Annotated in this window: 20 protein-coding genes and 4 pseudogenes; 15 read left to right on the top strand and 9 right to left on the bottom strand. The window is 52.4% G+C overall.

Features of this window, described 5'->3' with window-relative positions; translation table 11 throughout:
* Nucleotides 1–48: 48 nt before the first annotated feature.
* On the top strand, nucleotides 49–819 hold the full coding sequence (locus tag GTU76_RS22815) for a transporter substrate-binding domain-containing protein (protein ID WP_425503663.1): 771 nt from the start codon (nucleotides 49–51) through the stop codon (nucleotides 817–819).
* Nucleotides 820–822: 3 nt separating this feature from the next.
* Here the strand turns inward: GTU76_RS22815 and GTU76_RS22810 are convergent, their stop codons facing one another.
* From GTU76_RS22810 to GTU76_RS22795, 5 genes and pseudogenes are all read right to left on the bottom strand, one after another.
* The gene (locus tag GTU76_RS22810) at nucleotides 823–1,035 is read right to left on the bottom strand and encodes a hypothetical protein (protein ID WP_180699657.1); all 213 of its coding nucleotides are present in this window, start codon (nucleotides 1,033–1,035) and stop codon (nucleotides 823–825) included.
* 176 nt (nucleotides 1,036–1,211) lie between these two features.
* Nucleotides 1,212–1,991, bottom strand: coding sequence for a S6 modification regulatory phosphodiesterase RimA (rimA, locus tag GTU76_RS22805; RefSeq protein WP_180699698.1), 780 nt, complete (start codon nucleotides 1,989–1,991; stop codon nucleotides 1,212–1,214).
* A gap of 141 nt (nucleotides 1,992–2,132) precedes the next feature.
* Complete coding sequence (locus tag GTU76_RS30620; RefSeq protein WP_371857719.1) at nucleotides 2,133–2,912, bottom strand: methyl-accepting chemotaxis protein; 780 nt, start codon at nucleotides 2,910–2,912, stop codon at nucleotides 2,133–2,135.
* A 78-nt stretch (nucleotides 2,913–2,990) separates the two neighbouring features.
* Nucleotides 2,991–4,067, bottom strand: a pseudogene (locus GTU76_RS30615) (methyl-accepting chemotaxis protein); the annotation flags it as partial.
* Nucleotides 4,068–4,479: 412 nt separating this feature from the next.
* Nucleotides 4,480–4,980: an Lrp/AsnC family transcriptional regulator gene (locus tag GTU76_RS22795; RefSeq protein ID WP_180699655.1), complete on the bottom strand. Its 501-nt coding sequence runs from the start codon at nucleotides 4,978–4,980 to the stop codon at nucleotides 4,480–4,482.
* A gap of 119 nt (nucleotides 4,981–5,099) precedes the next feature.
* Between GTU76_RS22795 and GTU76_RS22790 the strand changes: the two genes are divergently transcribed.
* The 4 genes from GTU76_RS22790 (at nucleotide 5,100) to GTU76_RS22775 (ending at nucleotide 9,541) form a co-directional block, all read left to right on the top strand.
* Nucleotides 5,100–6,134: a histone deacetylase family protein gene (locus tag GTU76_RS22790; protein ID WP_180699654.1), complete on the top strand. Its 1,035-nt coding sequence runs from the start codon at nucleotides 5,100–5,102 to the stop codon at nucleotides 6,132–6,134.
* Nucleotides 6,135–6,183: 49 nt separating this feature from the next.
* Complete coding sequence (locus GTU76_RS22785; protein ID WP_180699653.1) at nucleotides 6,184–7,236, top strand: ornithine cyclodeaminase; 1,053 nt, start codon at nucleotides 6,184–6,186, stop codon at nucleotides 7,234–7,236.
* 126 nt (nucleotides 7,237–7,362) lie between these two features.
* Nucleotides 7,363–8,778, top strand: a complete 1,416-nt coding sequence (locus GTU76_RS22780) for an amino acid permease (protein ID WP_180699652.1) — start codon at nucleotides 7,363–7,365, stop codon at nucleotides 8,776–8,778.
* Nucleotides 8,779–9,136: 358 nt separating this feature from the next.
* Nucleotides 9,137–9,541, top strand: coding sequence for a DUF7079 family protein (locus tag GTU76_RS22775; protein ID WP_180699651.1), 405 nt, complete (start codon nucleotides 9,137–9,139; stop codon nucleotides 9,539–9,541).
* 123 nt (nucleotides 9,542–9,664) lie between these two features.
* On the opposite strand, the gene GTU76_RS22770 is transcribed toward GTU76_RS22775, so the two are convergent.
* The gene (locus tag GTU76_RS22770; protein ID WP_180699650.1) at nucleotides 9,665–10,027 is read right to left on the bottom strand and encodes a DUF6124 family protein; all 363 of its coding nucleotides are present in this window, start codon (nucleotides 10,025–10,027) and stop codon (nucleotides 9,665–9,667) included.
* Nucleotides 10,028–10,763: 736 nt separating this feature from the next.
* Between GTU76_RS22770 and GTU76_RS22765 the strand changes: the two genes are divergently transcribed.
* The 4 genes and pseudogenes from GTU76_RS22765 to GTU76_RS22755 form a co-directional block, all read left to right on the top strand.
* A complete protein-coding gene (locus GTU76_RS22765; RefSeq protein ID WP_180699649.1) occupies nucleotides 10,764–13,166 on the top strand; it encodes an AAA family ATPase in 2,403 nt (800 codons plus the stop codon).
* A gap of 630 nt (nucleotides 13,167–13,796) precedes the next feature.
* Nucleotides 13,797–14,041 (top strand): annotated as a pseudogene (locus tag GTU76_RS30100) (helix-turn-helix domain-containing protein).
* 122 nt (nucleotides 14,042–14,163) lie between these two features.
* Nucleotides 14,164–15,000: a TIR domain-containing protein gene (locus GTU76_RS22760; RefSeq protein ID WP_180699648.1), complete on the top strand. Its 837-nt coding sequence runs from the start codon at nucleotides 14,164–14,166 to the stop codon at nucleotides 14,998–15,000.
* 261 nt (nucleotides 15,001–15,261) lie between these two features.
* Nucleotides 15,262–15,867 (top strand): annotated as a pseudogene (locus tag GTU76_RS22755) (IS3 family transposase); the annotation flags it as partial.
* A 32-nt stretch (nucleotides 15,868–15,899) separates the two neighbouring features.
* Here the strand turns inward: GTU76_RS22755 and GTU76_RS22750 are convergent.
* Nucleotides 15,900–16,595, bottom strand: a complete 696-nt coding sequence (locus tag GTU76_RS22750) for a hypothetical protein (RefSeq protein ID WP_180699647.1) — start codon at nucleotides 16,593–16,595, stop codon at nucleotides 15,900–15,902.
* Entirely contained in the window at nucleotides 16,592–17,239 is a 648-nt protein-coding gene (locus tag GTU76_RS22745; RefSeq protein WP_180699646.1) for a hypothetical protein, read from the bottom strand. Before GTU76_RS22745 ends, GTU76_RS22750 begins: the two co-directional genes overlap by 4 nt.
* A 35-nt stretch (nucleotides 17,240–17,274) precedes the next feature.
* Between GTU76_RS22745 and GTU76_RS30095 the strand changes: the two are divergent.
* The 3 genes and pseudogenes from GTU76_RS30095 to GTU76_RS22735 form a co-directional block, all read left to right on the top strand.
* A pseudogene (locus GTU76_RS30095) lies at nucleotides 17,275–17,474 on the top strand (DNA cytosine methyltransferase); the annotation flags it as partial.
* Nucleotides 17,475–17,620: 146 nt separating this feature from the next.
* Complete coding sequence (dusA, locus tag GTU76_RS22740; protein WP_180699645.1) at nucleotides 17,621–18,607, top strand: tRNA dihydrouridine(20/20a) synthase DusA; 987 nt, start codon at nucleotides 17,621–17,623, stop codon at nucleotides 18,605–18,607.
* 75 nt (nucleotides 18,608–18,682) lie between these two features.
* Nucleotides 18,683–19,054: a DUF2388 domain-containing protein gene (locus GTU76_RS22735; protein WP_180699644.1), complete on the top strand. Its 372-nt coding sequence runs from the start codon at nucleotides 18,683–18,685 to the stop codon at nucleotides 19,052–19,054.
* Here the strand turns inward: GTU76_RS22735 and GTU76_RS22730 are convergent, their stop codons facing one another.
* On the bottom strand, nucleotides 19,055–19,888 hold the full coding sequence (locus GTU76_RS22730) for an undecaprenyl-diphosphate phosphatase (RefSeq protein ID WP_180699643.1): 834 nt from the start codon (nucleotides 19,886–19,888) through the stop codon (nucleotides 19,055–19,057). It abuts the gene before it with no gap.
* A gap of 505 nt (nucleotides 19,889–20,393) precedes the next feature.
* On the opposite strand from GTU76_RS22730, the gene GTU76_RS22725 reads away from it, so the two are divergent.
* The 3 genes from GTU76_RS22725 to GTU76_RS22715 all read left to right on the top strand — a co-directional run bounded on the left by GTU76_RS22725 (nucleotide 20,394) and on the right by GTU76_RS22715 (nucleotide 23,831).
* Nucleotides 20,394–21,134 (top strand): winged helix-turn-helix domain-containing protein, encoded by a 741-nt coding sequence (locus GTU76_RS22725; protein ID WP_180699642.1) that lies wholly within the window; start codon nucleotides 20,394–20,396, stop codon nucleotides 21,132–21,134.
* Between the two features lie 279 nt (nucleotides 21,135–21,413).
* On the top strand, nucleotides 21,414–22,046 hold the full coding sequence (locus GTU76_RS22720) for a winged helix-turn-helix domain-containing protein (RefSeq protein WP_180699641.1): 633 nt from the start codon (nucleotides 21,414–21,416) through the stop codon (nucleotides 22,044–22,046).
* A 390-nt stretch (nucleotides 22,047–22,436) separates the two neighbouring features.
* Complete coding sequence (locus GTU76_RS22715) at nucleotides 22,437–23,831, top strand: undecaprenyl-phosphate glucose phosphotransferase (protein WP_007950006.1); 1,395 nt, start codon at nucleotides 22,437–22,439, stop codon at nucleotides 23,829–23,831.
* The last annotated feature ends 475 nt before the right edge of the window (nucleotides 23,832–24,306 follow it).

Raw genomic sequence — 24,306 nt, 5'->3', positions numbered from 1 at the left:
TGCAATCAGCTTGAAGAAAACGACATGCAATCATCAATAAGAAAAATCATGGTGCTGGGTGCTGGTTTCGCCCTGTCCTGCGCTGCCCACGCCGAACAAAACCCTTCACACCTCGACACCATCCAACAACAGGGCGAACTGCGCGTGTGCACCACCGGCGACTACAAGCCCTACACCTTCAAACGCCCCGACGGCGACTTCGAAGGCATCGACATCGCCATGGCCCGCTTGCTGGCCGACAGCCTCGGCGTCAAAGTGCAATGGGTGCAAACCACTTGGAAAACCCTGATGCCGGACATGCAGGCCGGCAAGTGCGACATCGGTATGGGCGGTATCTCGGTGACCCTGGAACGGCAGAAAAAAGCCTACTTCAGCAACACCCTCGACACCGACGGCAAGATCCCGCTGGTGCGCTGCGCCGATGTCAGCAAGTACCAGACGGTCGAACAGATCAACCAGCCCAACGTGCGCCTGGTCGAACCCGCCGGCGGTACCAACGAAGCCTTCGTCCACGCCTTCCTGCCCAAGGCGCAACTGGCCCTGCACGACAACGTGACGATCTTCCAGCAACTGCTCGACAACAAGGCCGACGTGATGATCACCGACGCCTCGGAAGCGCTGTATCAGCAGAAACTCAAACCGGGCCTGTGCGCGGTGAATCCGCATCAGTACATGCAGTACGGCGAGAAGGCTTACCTGCTGCCGCGCGATGACATCAGCTGGAAACTGTACGTCGATCAGTGGCTGCACTTGAGCAAAGTCACCGGCAAGTATCAGCAAACCCTCAGCGAGTGGATTGCCGTACCGGCCGCGCAGTAATCCTCAATCGTCATGCAACATGCCGGAGCTGTATTGATTGAGACTGCTACCGATACTGTTGCCACCAAACTTCAACGTATTGGCGTTGCGCCCCTCCGGCGACTGACAGTCGCTGGAGAAACAACTGGTGGTGGTCAAACCACCCGTGCCCGAACAGGCACTCAACACCGATACTGCAGCAGCAATCAACAGCACTTTGACGACATTAAGCCGCATGGCACGATTCCCCTCGGGATGAACAGCGACGATCTTGTCTGAACATCCTAGGCCTGCGCCGCACCCGGCAAGATGAAACTTTGCTCATCGCCAGGGAGATTACCAACGCTGAATGGCTCAACAAACGTCCGGCGCTGAGCCAAGTTATCGAGCGGATCAGTGCGAGCTGAAAGCGATCAGCTCTTCAGCCACGCACTCGTCGGGATCTGCGCCAATGATTTGAAAGCAGGCCTGGCGAACCAGTAACCCTGCATCAAGTAAATACCGCAATCGGCGAGAAAATCTCGTTCCTCGGCATCTTCTATGCCCTCGGCGATCACCTCCACGCCCAACTCTCTACACATGTTCACCACGTTACGCACGATGATCTGGCGCACTCGGTCACGGTGAATATTGCGGATCAGCGCCATATCCAGCTTGATCAAGTCCGGTTGAAAATCCGCCAATAAGTTAAGGCCGGAATAGCCTGCGCCAAAGTCGTCGATCGCCGTCTTGAACCCAAACTCACGATACTCACGCAAGATCGCCATCAAATGCTTGTTACTTTCAACGTGCTCGCCTTCCACCGCTTCGAAGATCAGCCGCTCCAGCGGAAAGCCGTAAGTGCGTGCTGCCTCCAGCGTGCTGCGAATACACATCTCTGGACGGTAAACGGCATTCGGCAGAAAGTTGATCGACAGGTACTGCGTCATCCCTAACTCAGCCGCCGTGGAAATAGCCCGCACTCGACACAGTTGGTCGAATCGATAACGGTTTTGATCGTCCACCTGCTCCAGGACAGATAAGGCGCCCTCACCCTTTACGCCTCGAACCAACGCTTCGTGGGCAAACGTCGTTTGATCGCGCAGATCCACAATGGGCTGAAAGGCGAAGGCAAAATCCATGTCCGGCATGCCGTTGCTCTTACAGCCCAGGCAGCCTCCGGCAGACGTGAATGATTTTGGAAAGTCGGTCATGACACCCTCTGATAACGGGTTGTAACCTTCCATGGCGGTTAATAAACAGCCGCAGGACTGACTCATCTGCAAACCAGGCGACAACTGCAGCCCGACGGCGCCTGAATATTCGAAGGCGCCGCGTGCTCTACATACAAATAATCAGGTGCGGAAATGCGCGGTCATTCGCTGCAGGTCCTGCCCCAGTGACGCCAACTCGACCGTCGCAGCCGCACTCTCCTCACTGGCAACCGCCGACTGGTCAGCCACATCCCGTACGCTGACGATGCTGCGATTGATTTCGTCGGCCACGGCACTTTGCTGCTCGGCAGCGGCCGAGATTTGCAGGCTCATTTCCTGGATCGTGCCGATGGACTGATTGATCTCGGTAATCGCCAACTCGGCCTTCTGCGCCAATACCACCGTATCGAGGGTGCGCTCGCGGCTGGAGGCCATCAGTGTCGAGGCCGCTTGCGCGCCTTGTTGCAGGGTGACGATCAGCGCTTCGATTTCCTTGGTCGAGTCCTGTGTCCGCTGCGCCAGCGAGCGCACTTCGTCTGCCACCACGGCGAACCCACGCCCCTGTTCTCCCGCCCGCGCGGCTTCGATTGCGGCGTTCAACGCGAGCAGATTGGTCTGCTCGGCGACGGCTTTGATCACATCGATCACTTTGCCGATCTGCTCACTGTCCTGAGACAGCACGTTCATCGCGCCGCCCAACTCTTCAATGGCCACCGCGAGTTCACTGATCTGCAACGTCGCCTGCTTCACCACCGTACTGCCGTGGCGCGCCTGTTGATCGGCCAGGGTCGCGGCGGCGGACGCATCGGTCGTGTTACGCGCAACTTCCTGCACCGTCGAAGCCATTTCGTGCATCGCCGTGGCGACTTGATCCACTTCGCTTTTTTGCTGACGCACGCCAGCGCTGGTCTGCTCGCTCATGGCCGAGAGCTTTTCCGCAGAAGTGGAAATATGCGTCACGCCATTGCCGATACCTTGCACCAGTGTGTTCAGGTTTTGCGCCATGTCCTGCATCGCATTTTGCAGATCGCCCAACTCGTCTTTGCGGTTTGATTTGGCCTGTACCGTCAGATCGCCCTTGGCAATCCGTCGAGCCAGTTCAACCGTCAGCGCCAGCGGTGCAGTGATCTGGCGCGAGATGACCACCGAAGCAAACAGCCCGATCACCAGCGCCAACACGGTCAATACGGCGATCTGAACAAAGGCTGAGTGCTGATCTTCACGCGCCAGGCGCTGCTGGGTGTCCATCAGGCCATTCATGATCTTGTCCATCGCCTTGCTTTCCTGGTCGACCTGGTCGCGCATGTTCTGTTTCTGCTCAAACAGCCCGGCCACTTCCACCAATACTTCGCGATAACGACGCATCCCGGCATGCGCATCTTCCAGTTGACTCGACAGGGTCGCCGGCAAGTTGCTACGCGCGTTGGTGATATCACTCAAGAAGGTATCGATGGTTTCCATCATCAGTTTTTTGTTCGCGTCGTTAGGCACCGCAATGTAACGACGCAACATCAGGCGAAACGTGGTCATGCCATTGCGCAAGTCGGCCACCGTGCGCAGATCCCGAACGCGTTCGCCATCGGCAGACGCCAGCGCACTGGTCGTGGAGGCTTCAAGCATGCCGGCAAAAGTTTGCGCGTACTTGTCCGACAGCGCAGTCAGCGGTTTCAGGGCATCGGTGGTCGACTGATCAGCAGCGATCAGCCGTTTGACCTTCTGGTCGTAGGTGACAATCGTGGTTTGCAACGCCTTCAAGGCTTGCTGGTTTTCAGCGCGCGTCAACGTGTCCAGCGCCTTGCTCACAAGGCCCTGCAAGACATTCAACTGCGCGTTATAGGACTCGGCGAACGCTGCGTCAGCCGCGGCTTCGTACTGTTTCTCAGACAGACGCATATCTTGCGTCGCGTCATTCAACGTGCCGATCAGACGCGTCGTACTCAAGCGATCAACCAGCACGCTGTTGCTGTTATAGCCAATGAAGGCAACCGCCAAAACGGCCAGCAGAAGAATGCCGAAGCCGGTTCCCAGCTTGCGGGAAACTTTGATGTCACCCAGGAAATTCGATGCTACTGCCATATTCAGCCTCAAATGCCCTGACGCGAAACGCCAGGCACAAAAAATTGATCTCTGGTAACCACAGTCACCGTCCAGACATTCGGGGGTCGTCATCCAAGGCGTAATACGGGACGCTCCAACTGTCCCGGAAATGCAAATGCAGATGCTGTTGAAGCGTCGAGAAACACCCGACGCGAGCACCGGCAGACAAACCCATCACGTCGCAGACAGGGCGTCTGCACACTGGATTTATCGTTTCAGCAAAGGTGTCTGGAGGGATGCTAGTAATTTTGCGAAAACTTGTACAACTTTATATTTTTGTACAATCGTTGAACTTTTTGAGCGGCGTGATGACGCATTGCCATCATGATTTATGGCACATCGCTACTGGCGCAAAACCAGGCTGAAAATGCTGATTCAGGCGCCTGCCGACTCAGTCCCTTACTGGCTTGGGAATCGCAATCCGGCTCCCAGTCTTGACCTCGCGCAACGCCAGACTCGACTGAATGGAGGCAATCCCCACCTGACGCCTGAGCACCTGCTCAATGAAGTCGCTGTAGCTATCAAGATCCTCGGCCAACACCTGCAACACATAATCGGCATCGCCGGTGATCTTGTGGCAGGCCACCACCTGCGGCAATTGCGCAATCACCGCCTCGAAGGCGTCCGGTGCGTGGTCGGCATGGGTGGAAAAACGAATGTGCACGAACGCCATGATATCCAGCCCGAGCATTCGCCGATCGAGGTTGGCCTGATAGCCCTTGATCACCCCGGCTTCCTCCATGCGCTTGCGCCGCCGCCAGCACGGCGTAAGGCTCAGCGACAGCCGCTCACTGAGTTCAGCGTTGGAAATACTGGCGTCTTCCTGCAACAACTCAAGAATCGCCAAGTCGGTTTCGTCGAGGCTGATGCGTTTGGATATTTTTTTCTGCATGACGCTATTCCTGAGTAAAAACGCCCGATTAATCGACAAAACCACGAACACAAAGCAAAGAAAGCGCAGCCCAGCCGGAACAGAATATTTGCACTGGCCAACAATAACGGATGCGCACAATGTTTACAGTTTTCAGTGATTCCCACCGGTTGCACCACGGCACCGAATTGAAAGACGGCGTGCTCAAACCGTCGTTCGAACAACCGAGTCGGGCCGACACCGTGCACAACCGCGTCAAGCAAGTCGGCCTCGGGCAGATCGTCGAACCGCGCGCCTTTGATCGCTCGTGCTACGTCAACGCACACAGCGAGCGCTACGTCAGTTTTCTCGAAACTGCCTGGGCCGAATGGAGCGCAACCGGTCGCACCCACGACGCCTTGCCGCTGGTGTGGCCGGTGCGCGATCTGGCCAACGAGCACGTGCCGACGTTCATCGACGGCAAGCTCGGCTTCTATGCCATGGATGCCGGCTCGCCGATCACCGCGACGACCTGGCAAGCGGTGAAAACCAGCGCCGACATCGCCCTCACCGGCCTGGCCCTGCTCGACGAAGGCCACGACAGCGCCTTCGCCCTGTGCCGCCCGCCCGGCCATCACGCCGCGCGCGAATACATGGGCGGTTATTGCTACCTCAACAACGCCGCCATTGCCGCGCAACAAGCCATCACCCAAGGCGCCAAACGTGTCGCGGTGCTCGACGTCGACTTCCATCACGGCAACGGCACGCAGAACATTTTTTACCAGCGCAGTGACGTCATGTTCGTCTCGTTGCACGGCGAACCGGCGGTGTCCTATCCGTACTTCTCGGGCTACAGCCACGAAGTCGGCGCGGGTGTCGGCGAGGGTTACAACCTCAACTATCCCCTGCCGAAAAACACCACCTGGGAGAGCTACCGCAACGCCCTGCTCCACGCCTGCAAAAAGCTCCAGCAGTTCGCGCCTGAAGTGCTGGTGATTTCCCTCGGTGTCGACACGTTCAAGGACGATCCCATCAGCCACTTCCTGCTGGAAAGCGAGGACTTCATCGGCATCGGTGAACTGATCGCCAGCGTCGGCTGCCCGACCCTGTTCGTTATGGAGGGCGGTTACATGGTCGATGAAATCGGCATCAATGCCGTCAACGTGCTGCACGGTTTCGAGAGCAAACGCAGCTGAGCCGGCCCCGCTCTACAACCTTTCAATGACTGGATCGGAGAATAAGACCATGACGCTTTTTATTGATGTCGATGATGCTGAACGCCTGTTCACCCAAGTCGGTATCCGCCGCGCCATTCGCGAAATGGCCGGCTACATCGAAGCGGACTACGCACGCTGGGCGCAGTTTGATAAATCGCCGCGCACGGCCAATCACTCGGCAGACGGCGTGATCGAGTTGATGCCCACCGACGACGGCCAGCAGTACTCGTTCAAATACGTCAACGGCCACCCGAACAACGGCCAGCAGAACCTGCTGACGGTCATGGCCTTCGGTCTTCTGGCGGATGTGCAGAGTGGCTATCCGACGCTACTCAGCGAACTGACCTTGACCACCGCCGTGCGTACCGCCGCAACCTCGGCGCTGGTGGCGAAATCGCTGGCTCGTCCGGGTGCGACTTCGATGGCCCTCATCGGTAACGGTGCGCAGAGTGAATTTCAGGCGCTGGCCTTTCATGAAATGTTGGGCATCAACGAAATCCGTATCTTCGATATCGATCGCGACGCTTCACTCAAGTTGAAGCACAACCTCGCGGCGTTCCCTGACATCGACGTGATTCTGGCCAGCTCGGTGAAGGACGCGGTCAAGGGTGCGGACATCGTCACCACGGTCACCGCCGACAAAGCTTACGCAACCATTCTGACGCCCGAAATGATCGAGCCCGGCATGCACATCAATGCGGTCGGCGGTGACTGCCCGGGTAAAACCGAACTGCACGCCGACATCCTGCGCAACGCCCGGGTCATCGTCGAGTTCGAGCCGCAAACGCGCATTGAGGGCGACATTCAGCAACTGGAAGGCGATTCCCCGGTGATCGAATTTTTCCGGATTGTGCAGGGTGACGTCGCCGGGCGCGAGAACGATGCGCAGGTGACGGTGTTCGATTCGGTGGGTTTTGCCCTGGAAGATTTTTCCTCACTGCGCTACCTGAAAGACCTGGCGCAGGCACAGCAAATCGGCCAGCGCATCCACCTGGTGCCGACGCCGGCCAACATCAAAAACCTCTTTCAACTGCTCGATCCGCAACCGGCCAAAGCCTCGCGTCTGCGCACCGTCAGTTGATCGCTAATGACTGCCCCCAGCCACAGGGGGCGATTCACCTTGTGATTAGCCGCTGCACCTCTAACAAGAACGCTCGACACCTACTTTCTGCCAAAACTCAAAAACATAAAATCAAGAGGTTTTGCAATGAAATCGACCCCTTCCGGGCTGCCTGAACAGCCCGCGCTGCAGCGCACGCTCAGCAATCGCCACATCCAGTTAATGGCCATGGGCGGCGCCATCGGCACCGGCCTGTTCATGGGCTCCGGAAAGATCATCGCGCTCTCCGGGACGTCGATCATCCTCATCTACATGATCATCGGTCTGTTCGTGTTTTTCGTCATGCGCGCCATGGGCGAAATGCTCCTGTCCAACCTCAACTTCAAAACCTTCGCCGACTTCGCCGGCGCCTACCTCGGCCCGCGCGCGGCGTTCTTCCTCGGCTGGTCGTACTGGCTGAGCTGGAGCGTGGCGGTGATCGGCGACGCCGTCGTGGTCGGCGGATTCTTCCAGTACTGGTTCCCCGACGTACCGGCGTGGATACCCGCCGTCGGTATGCTGGCAACCCTGTTCGCGCTAAACGTGCTGACCGTCAGGCTGTTCGGTGAAGTGGAATTCTGGTTCGCGATCATCAAGATCATTGCCGTCGTAACCCTGATCGGCGTCAGCACCGTGCTGATCGCCAGCTCGTTCGTCTCGCCCAGTGGCGTCACCGCGTCCCTGAGTCACCTGGTGGACAAACAGGCGGCGTTCCCCAACGGCTTGTTCGGCTTCTTCGCCGGATTTCAAATGGCGATCTTCTCCTTCGCCGGCACCGAGCTGATCGGCACCGCCGCCGCCGAAACCCGCTCGCCGGAGAAGACCCTGCCCAAAGCGATCAACTCGATTCCGCTGCGGATCATCCTGTTCTACGTCTTGGCACTGACCTGCATTATCGCCGTGACCTCGTGGCAGCAGGTCTCCCCCGTCAAAAGCCCTTTTGTCGAACTGTTCCTCGTCGCCGGTTTCCCCGCAGCGGCCGGTATCGTCAACTTCGTGGTCCTGACCTCAGCGGCCTCATCGGCCAACAGCGGCGTGTTCTCATCGAGCCGCATGCTGTTCGGACTGGCCAATCAGGACAACGCCCCCAGCCTATTCCGCCGACTGTCGAACAACAGCGTGCCGCTGCTGAGCCTGGCGTTCACCACGCTGTTGATGCTGGTGGGTGTGCTGGTGCTGTTCATCGTGCCGGAAGTCATGACCGCGTTCACCATCGTCTCCACCGTGTCGGCGATTCTGGTGATCTTCACCTGGTCGACCATCCTCGCGTCTTACATCGCCTACCGGAAAAAACGCCCGGATCTGCATGCGAAGTCGGCTTACAAGATGCCCGGCGGCGTGCCGATGGCGTGGTTCTCGTTGGCGTTTTTGGGGTTTGTGCTGGGGCTGCTGGCGTTGCGGCCTGATACGCGGATTGCGCTGATGGTGATGCCGGGGTGGTTTGTCTGGTTGGCGATTGCTTACCAGTTGACGCGGTTGAGGAAGCCGAAATCTGCGGTTGAATCGGCGGGGCAGTTTGGCTAGATCTGCAAGCGAAAACCGTCACTTGGAAGTGACGGCTTTTTTCAGTGCATGTTTTAACCCGCATGATCAGAGGGCGGAATCAGCTCCAACTACCGATCTCGCCTGTCCTCGGCCAATAGATAAGTCCCCCGGCCACTGGCGACGATCAATTGTGGTGCTTTGAGACTGAACACCCAGCCACCCCGAGCCGCCACCATGCCATCCGGTTTGGATAATCCGCTGACCACGCTCTCGCGCTGACCGTCATCCTGACGGTTGGCTTTAACTGCGCGAGTATGGACATACCAAAGATTGTTTTATTGGGGTGTGGGTCGCTCAGGCTTGATACGCTCGCTCCCATTGAGACAGGAAGTCAAACATGGACAAACCAACCTCCTCCAACACTGCCCCCGCCAAGCGAAGCTGGGCATCGGCGACTGAAAAAGAACGCTCCGATGTCTATTGGTCGTTATCCGACGCGTTTGTCGACAATGAGGTCAACTACGAATTCATCGCGCGCCAAACCGAGGATTACGATCGGCAAGAGATCAAGCGAATCCTCTATGAAGAAGTAGCACCGGTTTGCCATACGAATCTCGAGACCGTGATCCCGATGATTTGGTCGGCGTTCAACCTGGAGCAATTGAAGGCTGACATCGCAGAATCATTAAAAGCGCGAGAACGAAGCCGTTTCAGACGTCAGCTAGACAAACTGCTGATTCGCTGGCTTGAGTTTCGATACAAATACATATGGAAAGAGATCTCCAAGCATTACCGAAAGTGAGCGCTGCCGTGCTCGACAGCCCCCGGTTACCACCGAGCAGTGACATGTGAACCCTCTCGATCACAGCGCGCTACCAGTCCCACCGTGGCGACGGTTAAACCACTCGCCACAGTGGGACAGGATTTAAGCTTTCACCTCAACGTTATCCAACGCCTGATTCACCGCCAACTCACCCAACATCACCACCTGCGCAATGCCCAGCGCGGTTTTGCGGTGCGAGGGGTCGAGCACTGCGGCAAAGTTGTTGAGCATTTCCGAGGCAGAACTCAGCGTTTCACTGGCATTGGCCAATAGGGATTCCGAGTCGTACCTTGGGTTGGCGATGTACATGCGCTCGGGCTCGTTGACGCTGGCCATGATGTGGCCGGCGGGAAGGAGGTAGTGATCGAGGGCGCGTTCGGCGGCTTCGTGGAGTTTTTTGGAGTTGAGGGATTCGTAGGGGGATGCGGGATCGGTTTCTGGTGGATTGGGCGTTACTTTGAACATAGATGGTACCTCTAGCGCGATTACTAAAAGGAGCCATCACCCACGCTACCAAACGATGGGTGGCGGCCATACGCGGGTTGGTAGACCGGTCGCACTAGAACCCGGCGCCCACGAATGGGCCCCACGCATGACCACCATGAAATCCGAGTCCTGCGAAAGCGACTGAAATTGGTGATGCGATGCATCTAGACACGAAGCGGGCTACCAAACCCGATCACTGGTTTTCAGTGATGTGGGGACGATAGAGCCTGCGGGCTAGACGTACAAGCCGGCGGATTCTGTCTTAGGTGTAGGGGGTGGCGCAAGGTTGTGTAGGGTAGAGGCCGAGCAGACTGGCACAGCTTAAACATAACCTGTTTTCTGTTTAGATTGAGATATCGTGGTACTTCACTGATCCAGCCAACGTTTGCCAGCCATTCATGAGCCTCTGGGCGATTACATGTAGAGACTAAAAATCCAGCATCTCCTTACGAGTTACAATTCCCGTTAAAATGACAAAAACACTTTCGACTGGACGATGAAAACCAAGCAACATAGAATCACATGAAATCTGACTAAGATACGAGCAATTCGAAATTCTACGAATGCAAACAACGCAATTCAACGAGTCGTGCAAATAGTTGCTTACCCCCGAACAAAACAAACAACCCCGCACAAATGACGCTGTATTTATTGATACGGATAATCACATGGCAATAATGCATCCCCCCACGGACCAAAATTCAACGACAGCCATGTGGCAGAGCCTATTGTTTATCGTCTACTTGAAGAGCAGTTAAATGATGATTTCCATATTATCCATAGCATTCCATGGCTATCTTCATTTATAGATGAGCTACAAAACAACAAAAGCCCAGTTGGAGAAATTGATTTCCTCATACTACATCCAGACCTCGGAATACTTGCGCTTGAGGTAAAAGGAGGTGTGATCGGGCATAACTCATCAGGATTTTATTACAGTAAAACAAGCGTTGACCCTGTAGCCCAGTTGAACCGCGGTATATTTGCCATTCAAGAATGGATGAGAAACAATGGCGTGACGGTTCAAATTGGACGTGCTTATTTCTTTCCAGGCTCAGAAACGAATACCTCACAATTGCCTCCCAGCGTGGTAGACAATAACCACCTAATGCCAATCAAATTAATCCTGGACATTAAAGATCTAGATCGAGTTGACGAAAGAATCCGCTCAATCATGAATTACTTTCAAAGGCTTCTAAACACCGCACCGACCAGCAAGCTCAAAATTGAAACAATCATTGAAATGCTGATCCCGACAGCCAACTATACGCCTTGTTGGCACTCAAAAATAAATAGCGACAACAAATTATGGCTTCGGCTGACGCCCGAACAACAAGAGTGCATCGATTGGGCATTGGAAAAGGATCGGTTTTTAATTAGCGGTTGGCCAGGTACGGGAAAAACAATTATAGCAATTGAAACGGCACGAAGGCTATCCACTTCAGAAGCATCAGTACTCTGCATTACATTCAACTCGCTCCTTGCCAAAAAAATATCAAGCGAATTACTTGACCACTCCAACACCTATGCAACAACTATCTACTCTTTATGCTCAAAAGCCTCAACTTACAATGGTGAAAAAGCGGTTTTTACGGCCGAGTGGTTTGAGAAGCAAGCAGCAACTAGTCTAAAAAAAGCTTGCGATAGTGGATTCCTGAATAAATATTCAGCTCTAATCATTGATGAAGGTCAAGTAATCCGGAGAGAACTTTGGGAAATACTAATAGAGAATTTCTCAACTAAAAAAATTATCGCCATGTGTGATGCAGCGCAAGCATTTCCATACGAAAAACCAGTCAGCCTTGCACAGATAGAAGAATATCTTGAGGTGCAAGCATACTTTCTTACTGAAAGTCTCCGCATGCCTAAACGCGTTTGCGAACGGTTAAAAATTTTTCAACATCCTACGCACTCCATTATAAACTCAAGACAAAATGATGAAGACACCCTTACAGAGATAATCACCAGCAACCAAACAAACATTCTGCGCCAAATAATCGCCCAAACATTAGCTCAAGGGTTGCTGCCCGCGCATATTATCGTACTAACACCCACTTACATGCGAATCCCCGAAAGCTTAGTTCCTCAAGGCATTAAAGTTGAGTCCATAGGACGATTCAGGGGAATGGAAAGCCCTGTTATAATTATTTTGGCATCTACAGACATGTCAAATATAGAATTCTTTTGCGCCTACTCACGCTCAACATCGCGCTGCATCGTAATTTTAGATGCCTATGATGTCCAAAAAGGAAAATACGAAAATTTAGGTAGAGAACTTTATCTGAAAAACATGGAACATGTTGATTCTGAAGCATCCAAGTCACTAACAAATACAATGATCGAAAGCCATTCAACTATCGATATCACTCCGCAAAATTCCGTATTCCACATTGCATGGTCGAAAACCTGGCACGCATACATATTACCCGTTCAGAAATGCGAAATAACCAGGCTCCTAGTTGAAGCCTTTCTTATCCATTCCGACACTCCCACGATATATACTTGGAGACCGGACTCAAGAAATACAGTCTCGATGATAGGTGCAGAAGAGAACACCTACTCATTGACCTTAGAACTAAAATACTGCCACACATGCCTTGAACTAACCCCTCACAATGTAGGTAATTCGTCAACTGGAATATGCAATGCGTGCATAAATCCTCGCAATGAGCGAAATTCAGATTTTGAAAACCATACACTTCAAATAATAGGCATACTTACCAATAGAACAAAGCATTCTACTGAATCCGTTGAAAATCTTCCCATTCAAATATATTCAATAGGCGCACTATTAAAAAGCAAATACGACACCACCCAAAGCGAGTTAATTACAGCCTTTAGCCAATTGAGCCTTGAAGGCAGAGTTGCCATGGCATTGGCAATTAGGGACTTGACGATTGGACACAATAAAAACAAAACCGAATTCAAGATAAGTGAGATTTCAAAGAAGACATACAGCTGGAATAAAAAACTCCATGATTTTTCTTTTCAACAATGGCAAGGCTTTATTAATGACGCCTTCGTAAAGCTAGAAAACAACGGATTGATTACTAAAGGGGCTAAAGGCATAAGAATCATAAAACTTGAAAAATTTACAATAAAGTCCAACCAAGATTAGTCACCCTTAAAAAATTCGGAACAAGGGAGCCGAAAGAAGGGGACAAACAAGGGGACGGACTTATTTACTTCCAAGCCCCTTTCTTCCATATAAATCCGTCACCTTTTCCTAGCTGATCTCTTCAGACAGACCGATCAGGAGTCTGAAAATCCATCCCATTAAAGGTTTTCGGAATTCTCCCCCAATGAAACCGGGGGCTTCAACGCCCCCTCCAATGCCCCCCGCTAGACGTTATCCAACCGCGCTGCATTTCCCTTCCAAACCTTGCACTATGTGCAATGGCCGATTCCCAGCGAAGCCCCAATGCTCGCTCGGGCTGCAGCTTTTCGTTTACGCTACGTCTGGAGTTGCACAGAAAAAGGACGCAAAGCCCGTCGGAGGGAACGGGAAAAGTACTTTTCTTGGTCGATTTTTCCTTAGTAGAAGGTTTTTTCCATCAATATTGCTATCGATCATTTGGCGGCAGGTTTTTAACATCATCCATTGCGTGGTCTAGGATGCAGAGCTATAGTCAGGCTACGTCAATGACGCATGCAAGGGACTGTATGATATTCACCGGGACACTAATTTTTACCGAGGACGTCGGGAGAAAAGAATCTCTTCAACCGTCTTGTAGAAAGCTTAAGCCGATTGGACGAGATTAATCGTGGTGAGCGTTAACCATCACGCGAATTCTATAACGATGCCGCGCAGGTCAATAAAATACGTATGGCAACAGGGCTCTCTCAAACTTGCTTCGCCGAAACCATTGATGTGGCTGTTGGTTGTTTACGTAATTGAGAGCAAGGTCGCCGCGCCCCAGAGGGACCGCGCGAGCGCTGTTATGGGCTATACATAATGATCCGGGGCATGTACTAACAGCCTTGAAACAATAAACCGTTTCTTTACCGCCCGATCAAACTTTTAAATCAAACCAAGAAACCTAAAAAATTATAACAAGTACAATTTCGTAGGTAGAGGCGCATAACCTCACGCCATTAAATAAGCAGGGGAAATCATGTATTACCACGTCCTTATTGAGACAAAGGAAAAGCTTTCAAAGAGCGACAAGTACAAACAATTCTTTGAGCTAGACGGCACAGATCTCGCTGAGATTGAAGCACGAATTGTCCTGCCATTCCTCCGCAAAGAAGATTTTCAATTTAATGGCTATTTTTTGAGTCCTAATGAAATAAAAAGGCTCACCATCAAGGAAACGCAAAAAACAACATCTGAATTAGCCAAATACGAAAATGATAACATGCCGGCGAATATACTTATGTATGTATCCCCTAGCAGCATTGTTAGTTACGAAAGACTTACCAGAGACATAACCACTGAAGTTTTTGCCCGTGCTAGAGCGGTTATAGCCACCGCCACCCCGGCGACCGTGGAGAAAAAGTCTCCAGCCGACAAATCCAAAGTTTTCATCGTACATGGAAGGGACAATCTTTCAAAAATCGAGGCAGCTCGATTTATCGAGAAACTTGGGTTGACTGCGGTCATCCTCCATGAGCAACCCAACTCTGGGAAAACTATTATTGAAAAAATAGAAGAACATACCAATGTCGGATTTGCATTAGTACTATACACGCCATGCGATGTTGGCGGCCTTGCTGATCAAACCGTTCAGAAATTGAGAGCTCGCCAAAATGTGGTATTCGAGCACGGATATTTAACAGCAAAGCTGGGTAGAAAAAATGTTTGCGCCCTAGTCAAAGGTGATATAGAGATACCGAACGACATTAGCGGCGTTGTATACGTACCTCTCGACGAAAACTCTGCCTGGCATTTTTCAGTCGCTAAAGAGTTAAAGAGCTCCGGTTACAAGATAGACATCAACGACATCCTGTAAGTAGTTCACAACTACAATATCCACCATTTAGCCACACTTGATTATGGCTACTACTATGCCAGTTTATTTATTAGTAGCTGGAAGGTGTGGGCTAATCGACTATAGCGTGATGATATTAAGTTTTTTGCCAAAAACAAAGCCGTTATAGCCTTCTTCCTGAGAGCCAAAGCGTCCTCCGGATTCAAAAAAGGGGACGAAAAAAGGGGCGGACTTATTTACTTCCAAGCCCCTTTCTTCTATATAAACCCGTCACCTTTTCCTTTACGGTCTCAGACTGTGTATCGACGAAGGCCGGGGAAATATGCCGGTTAACCAGCCGCTGCCTCACCAAACTTATTGTAGCGCCAATTCGATGTAAGAGAATCCAACAAAGTCTGGGCCACAGACATTACCTACATCCGAACATATGAAGTCTGGCTGTATTTAGCAGTGGTGCTCAACCTTTTTCCACACCAGATCATTGGTTGGTCAATCAAGTCGCAGATGACCAGCGACGCAGCCATTGATGCGCTGCTAATGGCGGTTTGAAGACGCAAGCCGAAGCGAGAGCTGATGATCCACTCGGATCAAGGCAGTCAGTACACAGCAACTCTGACTAGCGAACCGTCTTGAAAGCTAACAACCTGGTTGCCAGCATCGGTCGTCGAGGTAATTGCCACGACAAAGCTGGGGCGGAAAGCTTTTTCCAGTTGCTAAAGCGAGAACGGATCAGGCGTAAAATCTACCCTACCCGCCAAGATGGCTCGGGATGATGTCTTCGATTACATCGAGATGTTTTACAACCCAAAACGACGCCACAGTTTCAACAACCAGCTATCACATGTAGCATTTGAAAAGCGTTACGCAGCGAGCCTAGAGAGCGCCTAGAAAACCGGAGGCGACTCAACACGCCACCTACATCAGACTTTACGCTTTTTGAGTTTCCTTATTACATCTCTAAATTCATTAACCTCAGCGTACATGATTTTTATCCACTCGATGTGATATGCCCCCGCTTCTATTTTTTCAATCGGGGTATCACGAACAAGGTGCGCGCGAAAAATCTCCCTGCAGTTTCGATGTTTTTTTTGAAGATTAAAAAATGCAGTTGATAGTTGCTCAAGATCATCCTCACTCACAAAAACAGAAAGTTCCTCGATTCGGGTTTTTACACCTCTTTCGATAAGAGCCCACCTTCTTTTTGCCTCATCGCACGCAGCGCTTAACTCTTCAAACTTAAAATTCCCCCGAACTTCATACGCCCTGAGAAACTCAAAAGTACTTTCGCTATAAATCACCTCACCCACAGCAAGAAGTTGCTCAGATGAAGCACCAAGCTGCTCTAACGCATCGAAACTTTTATCGTGATGAAACTGTTTATGCCATGAGTTAAATGAAGATATTGCATATATCGCAGCGCCAATAGTGGCAATAAAGCTCAACATCTCAAAAAAATCCTTTATCGACTGCCATTTGAAGGCTGCACTTGGAACATTGATGAGAATTGGCGACCATACAACACCAGCCATAAAAAGCAGCACACAAAGAACAATCACTAACCCATCTATCCGCAATTTCACTCCCTCCCAAATAATGTCCATTTCAAATGCGGTCAATCAGGCGCACGGCCGACGGTTTTATACAAAGCTCCAGCCAATGCAGTGAGAGCTGCAAGCAAAGCCGTTCCGATCCCCGTCAACATCCATTTTTGTTGGTCGTAAATCCTAGAAAGCTCATTACTAATAGCAAATTTATTCGCCTCAATTGATTTGCTCATACTTTCTTGATCCCGCCTAAGAAGCGGAATAGACAAAGCCTTCTCAGGAGAATCTGAAATAGATTTTTCCAACAAGATGATCCGTTCCTTGAGAAGCCTGAGATCAGTCTCAAAGAGCGCGCGAGATATTTCTTCTGGGCTCGACTTGTCGCTATCAGCTCGGAGCTTAGCAACAAACGCATTAATTTCACGCAACTCTTTAGCAGTCGTATTCCTGAAAAGCTCATTCAACTTTGAATCGCCATTTATCTCTGCGGTACGAAGAGAAGGATTACTCCTAAAAAGATTATACCCTACTGGAATAATCGAAAAGACGAGCATGATGAGTAGAGAAAGTGTGACTGCAATCTTTACAGATCTTACTCTTCGCTCATACCTGCGCTCATCCAAATCCACACGATGAAGTTGTTCGGTTCGCCCCTTTAGAATACTTTCAATATTCGCCAACTTTTCTTTTAGCTCAACTACTTCTGCGGATTCCATGTCGCTACTCATCGTTCGAAAAAGGGATTATATCAATGCCGATCACCTACGGAAGCGTGTGCAGCGGCATCGAGGCGGCTTCGGTCGCTTGGTGCCCGCTATGCATGCGCGCAGCTTGGTTCGCGGAGACTGAACCCTCCCTTCGGTGGTTCTGGCTCGCCACTACCCCACCACACCGAAACTAGGGGACATGAGAAAACTCACCGCCAAAGTTCTAGCCGGAAAGATCGCTGCAGGAAATTAGGGGCCAGACCACAATATTCAGTCGATTTGTCTCGCTTCAGCTGCAAGCAAGAGCACGTGGTAAAGACGCGTAAGCCTCCGTCCTATCTAATCCTGATAAACTCCCCAACCTTCACCTCTCTGATCCAGATTCCCCCAATGTCTCTACAACCCGCCCCACTCTCCCGCCGCTTCTCCGTCGCCCCAATGATGGATTGGACGGACCGCCATTGCCGTTTCTTCCTACGCCTCCTGTCGAAGAACGCCCTCCTCTACACCGAAATGGTCACCACAGGCGCGCTGCTCAACGGCGATCACGAACGCTTCCTACGTCACAACGAAGCCGAGCACCCTCTCGCCTTGCAGTTAGGTGGCAGCGTTCCGTTGGATCTGGCCGCCTGCGCCCGCATGGCTCAGGAACACGGTTACGACGAAGTAAACCTAAATGTCGGCTGCCCAAGCGATCGTGTGCAAAACAACATGATCGGCGCGTGCCTGATGGGTCACCCGCAACTGGTGGCGGATTGTGTGAAGGCAATGCAAGACGCAGTGTCGATTCCAGTGACGGTTAAGCACCGCATCGGCATCAACGGTCGGGACAGTTACGCGGAGTTATGCGATTTCGTCGGCACCGTCCGTGATGCCGGGTGCACCAGTTTTACCGTGCATGCGCGGATTGCGATTCTGGAGGGGTTGTCGCCGAAGGAGAATCGTGACATTCCGCCGTTGCGCTATGACGTGGCGGCGCAGTTGAAGGCGGATTTTCCGGAGTTGGAGATTGTGCTGAATGGCGGGATCAAGACGATGGAGGCTTGCCATGAGCATTTGCAGACGTTCGACGGTGTGATGTTGGGGCGTGAGGCTTATCACAATCCGTATTTGCTGGCGGAGGTGGATCAGCAGTTGTTCGGCAGTTCGGCGCCGGTGATCAGTAGGGCTGAGGCGTTGGCGCAGTTGCGTCCTTATATAGCCGAGCATTTGCAGGCCGGTGGTGCGATGCATCACATCACCCGGCATGTGCTGGGCCTGGGCACGGGGTTCCCGGGGGCACGGAAATTCCGTCAGTTGTTGTCGGTGGATATTCACAAGGCCAAGGATCCGCTGGCGTTGCTGGATCAGGCGGCTGAGTTGCTTGAAGGTCGTTGATTGATGGTTTGAGTGTGCGGGCGACGCATGAGCGTTGCCCGGCGTTTTGTTGTACTGACAGGATGTCTTTTGTTTATGCCCGCGTTTAGTTTTTCCGGTTTCAAGCGTTACGCCTTTCTTGCCTTGTTCAGCTTCACTTCCGACGTTTATGCGCACTGCGATGGCTTTTGTATGGGCCGGACCGAAACGCCGTGGGAGGTGACGCAGTTCTCTGGCCTGTCGATCATGGTGCTGTTGCTGACGCCCTTCTCTGCCACCAATAACACCACGGAAAGCTTTAAACGCGTTTACTCCGCCGAGGAGCAAGAAGACGCGCGACTCTATCTGGCCAGCGACGGCATGCTGCAGGCCGCGTATTTCACCTCGGCCTTGCAGCGCTATCGACAGGAGTCGCCGGATTCGGCGTTAAACGATCTCGCCATTGCGGCGTTGATCAGCGCTCAGTGATCAGGCGGCCGCTGCGGCGGTCCAGTTGACCCAGCCAAACAGCCACGTTGCCAGAATCAACAAACCAAACGCGATCCGATACCAGGCGAACGCGGCGTAGCTGTGGTTGGCAATAAACTTCAGCAAGCCACGCACGGCGATCATGGCGAAGATGAACGCGGTGACGAAGCCGAGGGCGAAGACTGGCAGGTCGTCGGGCTGGAACAGGTCGCGGTATTTGTAGCCGGAGTACACGGCGGCGCCGACCATGGTTGGCATGGCGAGGAAGAACGAGAACTCGGTGGCGGCTTTGCGCGACAGGCCGAAGAGCAGGCCGCCGATGATGGTCGAGCCGGAGCGTGAGGTGCCGGGAATCATCGCCAGGCATTGTACGAATCCGACTTTCAGTGCGTGAGACCAGCGCATGTCGTCGACGTGTTCGACGCTGATCACATGACTGCGCTGTTCGGCCCACAGCATGATGATGCCGCCGACGACCAGTGCCACGGCGACGGTGATCGGGTTGAACAGGTATTCGTGGATGGCGTCGGCGAACAACACACCCAAGACCACGGCGGGAAGAAAGGCGATCAGCAAGTTGAGGGTGAAACGTTGGGCTTTACGTTCAGTGGGCAGGCCTTTGATGATGTCGAAGATCTTCGGTCGAAACTCCCAGACGACGGCAAGTATGGCACCCAGTTGAATAATGATGTTGAAGGCCATGGCGCGTTCACCGCCGAATTCCAGCAAGTCGGCGACGATGATCTGGTGGCCGGTACTCGAGATCGGCAAGAACTCGGTCAGGCCTTCTACCGCTCCTAATATCAACACCTGGAAAAGGGTCCAGAAATCCATTAATCCTCCGTCAGAGCGCTCTTGGCGAGCGACCGGGTAATAACACTCAGGGGTTGAGTATCTGCAGTGAGACCATTGACATACATAAACGCAAAAGTTCATCAGCCATAAAGATTACGTCTTATTAAAAGACACACTCAAGCCATGTTAGTAATCGTCGGCTGACGAACTACGCAGAAAATATTTAGGCCTTTTTGCAGAAAAAAGTTGCTCTGGCAATAAAGTGTGATCAATATCACATTATTCAGCGATGGCCAGACAGTGGCAATTAGACATGGACATGGCTATCGCAATAAGCTCAAAATAGTGGCACCATTGCATATCGCCACCATTTAAGCAGTAGTTCACCCCTCCGAGAAAATCAACTAAAAGCTTGAAAAGCTTAATTATTGTTAGAAAACTCGGGAGCCACGTCTAAAAATCGCGTGAATGTTACCAATTGTCAGTCACAGATGAGAACCGGTGCTTTAACATCCCGATGTCAGCACTTAATTCGAGTCAATGCATGATGCTCTCAGGGAACTTAGCGACTAGAAGCCCGCGCCCGACAAACGACGAACCTGGTGTTCTTACTCTGGGTCGTACCCGTGGCGTGGCTGAACATTTCAAAGCGCTAGTCGCCCAGCATTTACGCACTGATATGGCGCTCGAAGCCGATGCGTACACTAGTTCATATCAGTTGAATGAACAGTCTGGTTCGTATCGAGCGATCTTCCTGGTTATCGACAGCCCTCAGGCCCTCGAAGACAATCTTGCCCTGATCGAGAACCTGCGCAGCGACAACTTGAAGCCGATCATTTGTGCGGTCATCACCGGTCGCGGCGCCTTCAACAAGATCAAATATTATCTGGCTGGCGCGGATGTTTGTATCAAGCTCAATACCCTTTCCGACGATGGCGCCGAGTTGCTGGGCGAGTTCTTCAACAGTGAAGAATGGCAACGCGATATCGATCTGACGCTTGATCCAACCCGTATCTGCCTGATGGGCACCAGCAAGAAGCTCGACATCTCGTTTGCCGAAATGAAAATCCTCGAAGCGTTCGCGCAAACCAGTAATCACATTCTGAGCCATGATGAAATCGCCAGCATCATGGGCCTCAACACCAATTTCTACGACCCTCGAGCACTGGAAAAATCAATCAGTCGCTTGCGTGGAAAAATCAAGGACATGTATGGTACAAACGCGATTCAGAGCATTCGCGGCTATGGCTATCGCCTGCTGCGGGGTCTGATATCGACTGCCTGACTCTCGGGCAGCCTTCCCTTTTGCATACGTACGAAGGATCGTCTGATGCAACCATATAGCTCCCGTTCTGCTTCACGCCTGTTTGAAATCAAGCAATTGAATGAGCGCGACAACACGACCCATAACAATAAAACTCCATAACATAGCAGCAGATCGAGTGGAATTTATCGAGGGCCAATCTTGGGCCCAGACCCTGCCTATCGATTACTTCCGAGGAAGTCATTGCTCGCCTGCCGATTTTTCTTTTAGCCAATTTTGGTGTGTATTTAGGAGAGAGACATGGAAACTAGTACAACCCTCCCAAGGAAATATTTTGTTGTCGTGACTCACAGTACAACGTCGCAACGTGAACTGGAGAGCATGCTGTCCAGTGAACGTTTCAATTCGTTTGAAGGGGTGGATTCGCCCTCTTCCGCTCCAATGGTGATGGAGTTCACATATCCAGGCATCAGTCGCAAAAATGCCCCGCGCAGTATTGAACACGATACTCAGCGAATATTGGCCACGCTCGAGTCCGAATGGCGGGCAGCGCAATCGGCCAATCCTTTCCAGAATGTCCCGGCCATTACCGGGGAAACCCGCAATATGCCGCCTGCCATTGAAGGTGATATGCCCGGCAATGAAACCTGGCATCTTGATCCGACTCAGGGCGCACTGGTCAAAGAGGGTGTCGAAATCAACCTGACTGGCCTGGAAACAGCATTGGTCAGGAAAATGCTCAGCCATGAAGAACGTGTTGTCAGTCGTGACGAGCTGATTCTCAGCATCGGTCGAGAACCGGAACAATATCGCGGTCTGGAAATGTGCCTGAGTCGCCTGCAAGACAAATTCAAAAGCGCCAGTAATGGTGAGCGACTGTTTCGTGCCGTCAGAAATCGCGGTTATTGCCTGATTCAGGAAGTCGTCGCGTAACCCGCAAGACCTCCACGAACAGAACAAACAGAAAAAGTGCGATTACAAAAACAACAAGAGCACTCTGTTTGGCTAGATTTTCCTCCCTGAATTAAACATTCCCTGCCTCCACCCCTCCAACAGTAACAAATACAACATACTTTATTCACCCCTCGCTCTACGACCTTTTCTAACACCCTTCTATTTAATTATTAAAAAGTTGGCACTGTGCCATCTTGTTAGAACTCGTCAGACACCATTCCAGCCAATAACTTAGTCTATTGACTGACGACAGTTCGGCATATCGATGTTGTTACCTCAGGACACTCGTTAGAACAAAAACAATAAGTCTGCATAACAACTCGGATTTCAACTGTTGAAACCTGAATGGACGTCTTTTGGGGATACCGTATGGATCTTTCTTTAAGTATCAATCGAAGCACAGGCCTCAAGGGACTGACCTTTTGGGGCCAATGGGCGCTGGCACAAGGCTTTGTGGTGACGCTGTTGTTCATACTCGCCGAGCAGCACACCGGGACGGTCGCGTTTTACTACCGGATGTGTGCAACGCTGGCGGTACTGGCGTCGGTGCCGGCTTATACGTTCAGCGGTGTTTATCGCAAGCGTGACAACTACCTGACCGGGCTCGGTCGACTGTTCATGGGTTGGTCGATGACCATGGCGGCGCTGGCGTGCATCGCTTTTGTCTGCCAGGCTGATGAGCTGTTTTCGCGGCAGGTGATCCTGAGCTGGGCGGTGTATGGCTTCCTCGGTCAGGCATTTCTCTACGCTCCACTGCATGCGTTTTCCAAGTACTACCAGCGCTCGCGCAAAAGCGAGCACAAGACGCTGATCGTCGGCACCGGCGAACTGGCGCTGGGTCTGGCGAAGAAGCTCAGCCAACTGGAGAATCTGCCGTTGGTAGGTTTGGTCAGCAATGGTGATGTGTCTGCGCTGGGTTCGGATGCACCGCGCGTGGTCGGCGATCAGGAGCAGTTGCTGGAACTGATCGAGGCGCATGACATCCGTCGCTTGTACATCACCCTGCCGCTGTGTGAAGCAGCGAAAATCGAGGCGATTTATGGTGACTTGCTAGGGGCCAACGTTGATGTGGTGTGGGTGCCGGACTTGAACAGTCTGACCCTGCTCAATCACTCGGTGAAGGTCGTGGACGGCTTGCCGGCGATCTACTTGAACGAGAGCCCGCTGACCAGCCGCCCTACCGCTGCTTTGAGCAAGAGCCTGGTCGAGAAAACCGTGGCGTTTCTGGCGATCATCGCGCTGAGTCCGATCCTGCTGATCATTGCCTTGGCGGTGAAGATTAACTCGCCTGGTCCGGTGTTCTTCAAGCAGGATCGCCATGGCTGGAACGGCAAGGTAATCAAGGTCTGGAAGTTCCGCTCGATGCGTGTTCACGATGACCGTGATGTGAAGCAGGCCAGCCGTAATGATTCGCGCATTACCGCAGTCGGTCGCTTTATCCGCCGCACTTCGCTGGATGAACTGCCGCAACTGTTCAACGTGCTGCAGGGGCATATGGCCCTGGTCGGCCCGCGCCCGCACGCCGTCGCGCACAACAACTACTACTCGGGGAAAATCCTCGCGTACATGGCGCGTCACCGGATTAAACCGGGGATCACCGGACTGGCCCAGATCAGCGGCTGCCGCGGTGAGACAGACACCATCGACAAGATGCAGAAGCGTGTGGAGATTGACCTGCAGTACATCAACAGCTGGTCGTTGTGGCTGGATCTGAAGATCCTGGTGAAGACGCCGTTTACGTTGCTGTCGAAGGATATTTACTGAGGTTCGAAGCTGTATACCGCAAGGGGACGAAAGTCCCCTTTTTTGTGCGTGGGATTTGGGAGCGGGAGTGGATTGTGGAGGGATACAAAGACCTGTGGGAGTGAGCTTGCTCGCGATGGCGGTGGGTCAGGCAATGATGATTCTGACTGGGCTGACGCCTTCGCGAGCAAGCTCGCTCCCACAGGGATTCGGGATTGCTCCAGGATTTTGGGGGCGACAGATAGCCAATGTAGGAGTGAGCCTGCTCGCGATGGCGGTGGGTCAGGTAACGGGGATGTCGACTGTACGGACGCTATCGCGAGCAGGCGAAGGCCTACAGGGGATTTGTGGTTGGCTTGGGATTTGTGGTGTGACAAATATCCAATGTGGGAGATTCTATGGTTCATGCCTAGCCCCTAAACGGCTTTAGGTGAGTATTCGCTCTGGTTTTTCAACAGAGCAAATACCACCCGGGCAAGCTTGCGGGCTAGTGCGA

The organism is Pseudomonas crudilactis (genome assembly GCF_013433315.1).
GTDB classification, from domain to species: domain Bacteria; phylum Pseudomonadota; class Gammaproteobacteria; order Pseudomonadales; family Pseudomonadaceae; genus Aquipseudomonas; species Aquipseudomonas crudilactis.
Note: the sequence above shows the minus strand (reverse complement) of the source record. Positions and strands in the feature narration are given on the sequence as shown.

Bases quoted from the DNA above. Each gene is read 5' to 3' on its own strand.
- GTU76_RS30620 (WP_371857719.1), bottom strand. From the start codon at position 2,912: ATGAGCGAGCAGACCAGCGCTGGCGTGCGTCAGCAAAAAAGCGAAGTG.
- GTU76_RS22725 (WP_180699642.1), top strand. From the start codon at position 20,394: ATGATGCTCTCAGGGAACTTAGCGACTAGAAGCCCGCGCCCGACAAAC.
- GTU76_RS22780 (WP_180699652.1), top strand. From the start codon at position 7,363: ATGAAATCGACCCCTTCCGGGCTGCCTGAACAGCCCGCGCTGCAGCGC.
- GTU76_RS22715 (WP_007950006.1), top strand. From the start codon at position 22,437: ATGGATCTTTCTTTAAGTATCAATCGAAGCACAGGCCTCAAGGGACTG.
- GTU76_RS22760 (WP_180699648.1), top strand. From the start codon at position 14,164: ATGTATTACCACGTCCTTATTGAGACAAAGGAAAAGCTTTCAAAGAGC.
- GTU76_RS22720 (WP_180699641.1), top strand. From the start codon at position 21,414: ATGGAAACTAGTACAACCCTCCCAAGGAAATATTTTGTTGTCGTGACT.
- GTU76_RS22770 (WP_180699650.1), bottom strand. From the start codon at position 10,027: ATGTTCAAAGTAACGCCCAATCCACCAGAAACCGATCCCGCATCCCCC.
- GTU76_RS22815 (WP_425503663.1), top strand. From the start codon at position 49: ATGGTGCTGGGTGCTGGTTTCGCCCTGTCCTGCGCTGCCCACGCCGAA.
- GTU76_RS22730 (WP_180699643.1), bottom strand. From the start codon at position 19,888: ATGGATTTCTGGACCCTTTTCCAGGTGTTGATATTAGGAGCGGTAGAA.
- GTU76_RS22775 (WP_180699651.1), top strand. From the start codon at position 9,137: ATGGACAAACCAACCTCCTCCAACACTGCCCCCGCCAAGCGAAGCTGG.
- GTU76_RS22745 (WP_180699646.1), bottom strand. From the start codon at position 17,239: ATGGAATCCGCAGAAGTAGTTGAGCTAAAAGAAAAGTTGGCGAATATT.
- GTU76_RS22810 (WP_180699657.1), bottom strand. From the start codon at position 1,035: ATGCGGCTTAATGTCGTCAAAGTGCTGTTGATTGCTGCTGCAGTATCG.
- rimA (WP_180699698.1), bottom strand. From the start codon at position 1,991: ATGACCGACTTTCCAAAATCATTCACGTCTGCCGGAGGCTGCCTGGGC.
- GTU76_RS22795 (WP_180699655.1), bottom strand. From the start codon at position 4,980: ATGCAGAAAAAAATATCCAAACGCATCAGCCTCGACGAAACCGACTTG.
- GTU76_RS22735 (WP_180699644.1), top strand. From the start codon at position 18,683: ATGCCCGCGTTTAGTTTTTCCGGTTTCAAGCGTTACGCCTTTCTTGCC.
- GTU76_RS22790 (WP_180699654.1), top strand. From the start codon at position 5,100: ATGTTTACAGTTTTCAGTGATTCCCACCGGTTGCACCACGGCACCGAA.
- dusA (WP_180699645.1), top strand. From the start codon at position 17,621: ATGTCTCTACAACCCGCCCCACTCTCCCGCCGCTTCTCCGTCGCCCCA.
- GTU76_RS22785 (WP_180699653.1), top strand. From the start codon at position 6,184: ATGACGCTTTTTATTGATGTCGATGATGCTGAACGCCTGTTCACCCAA.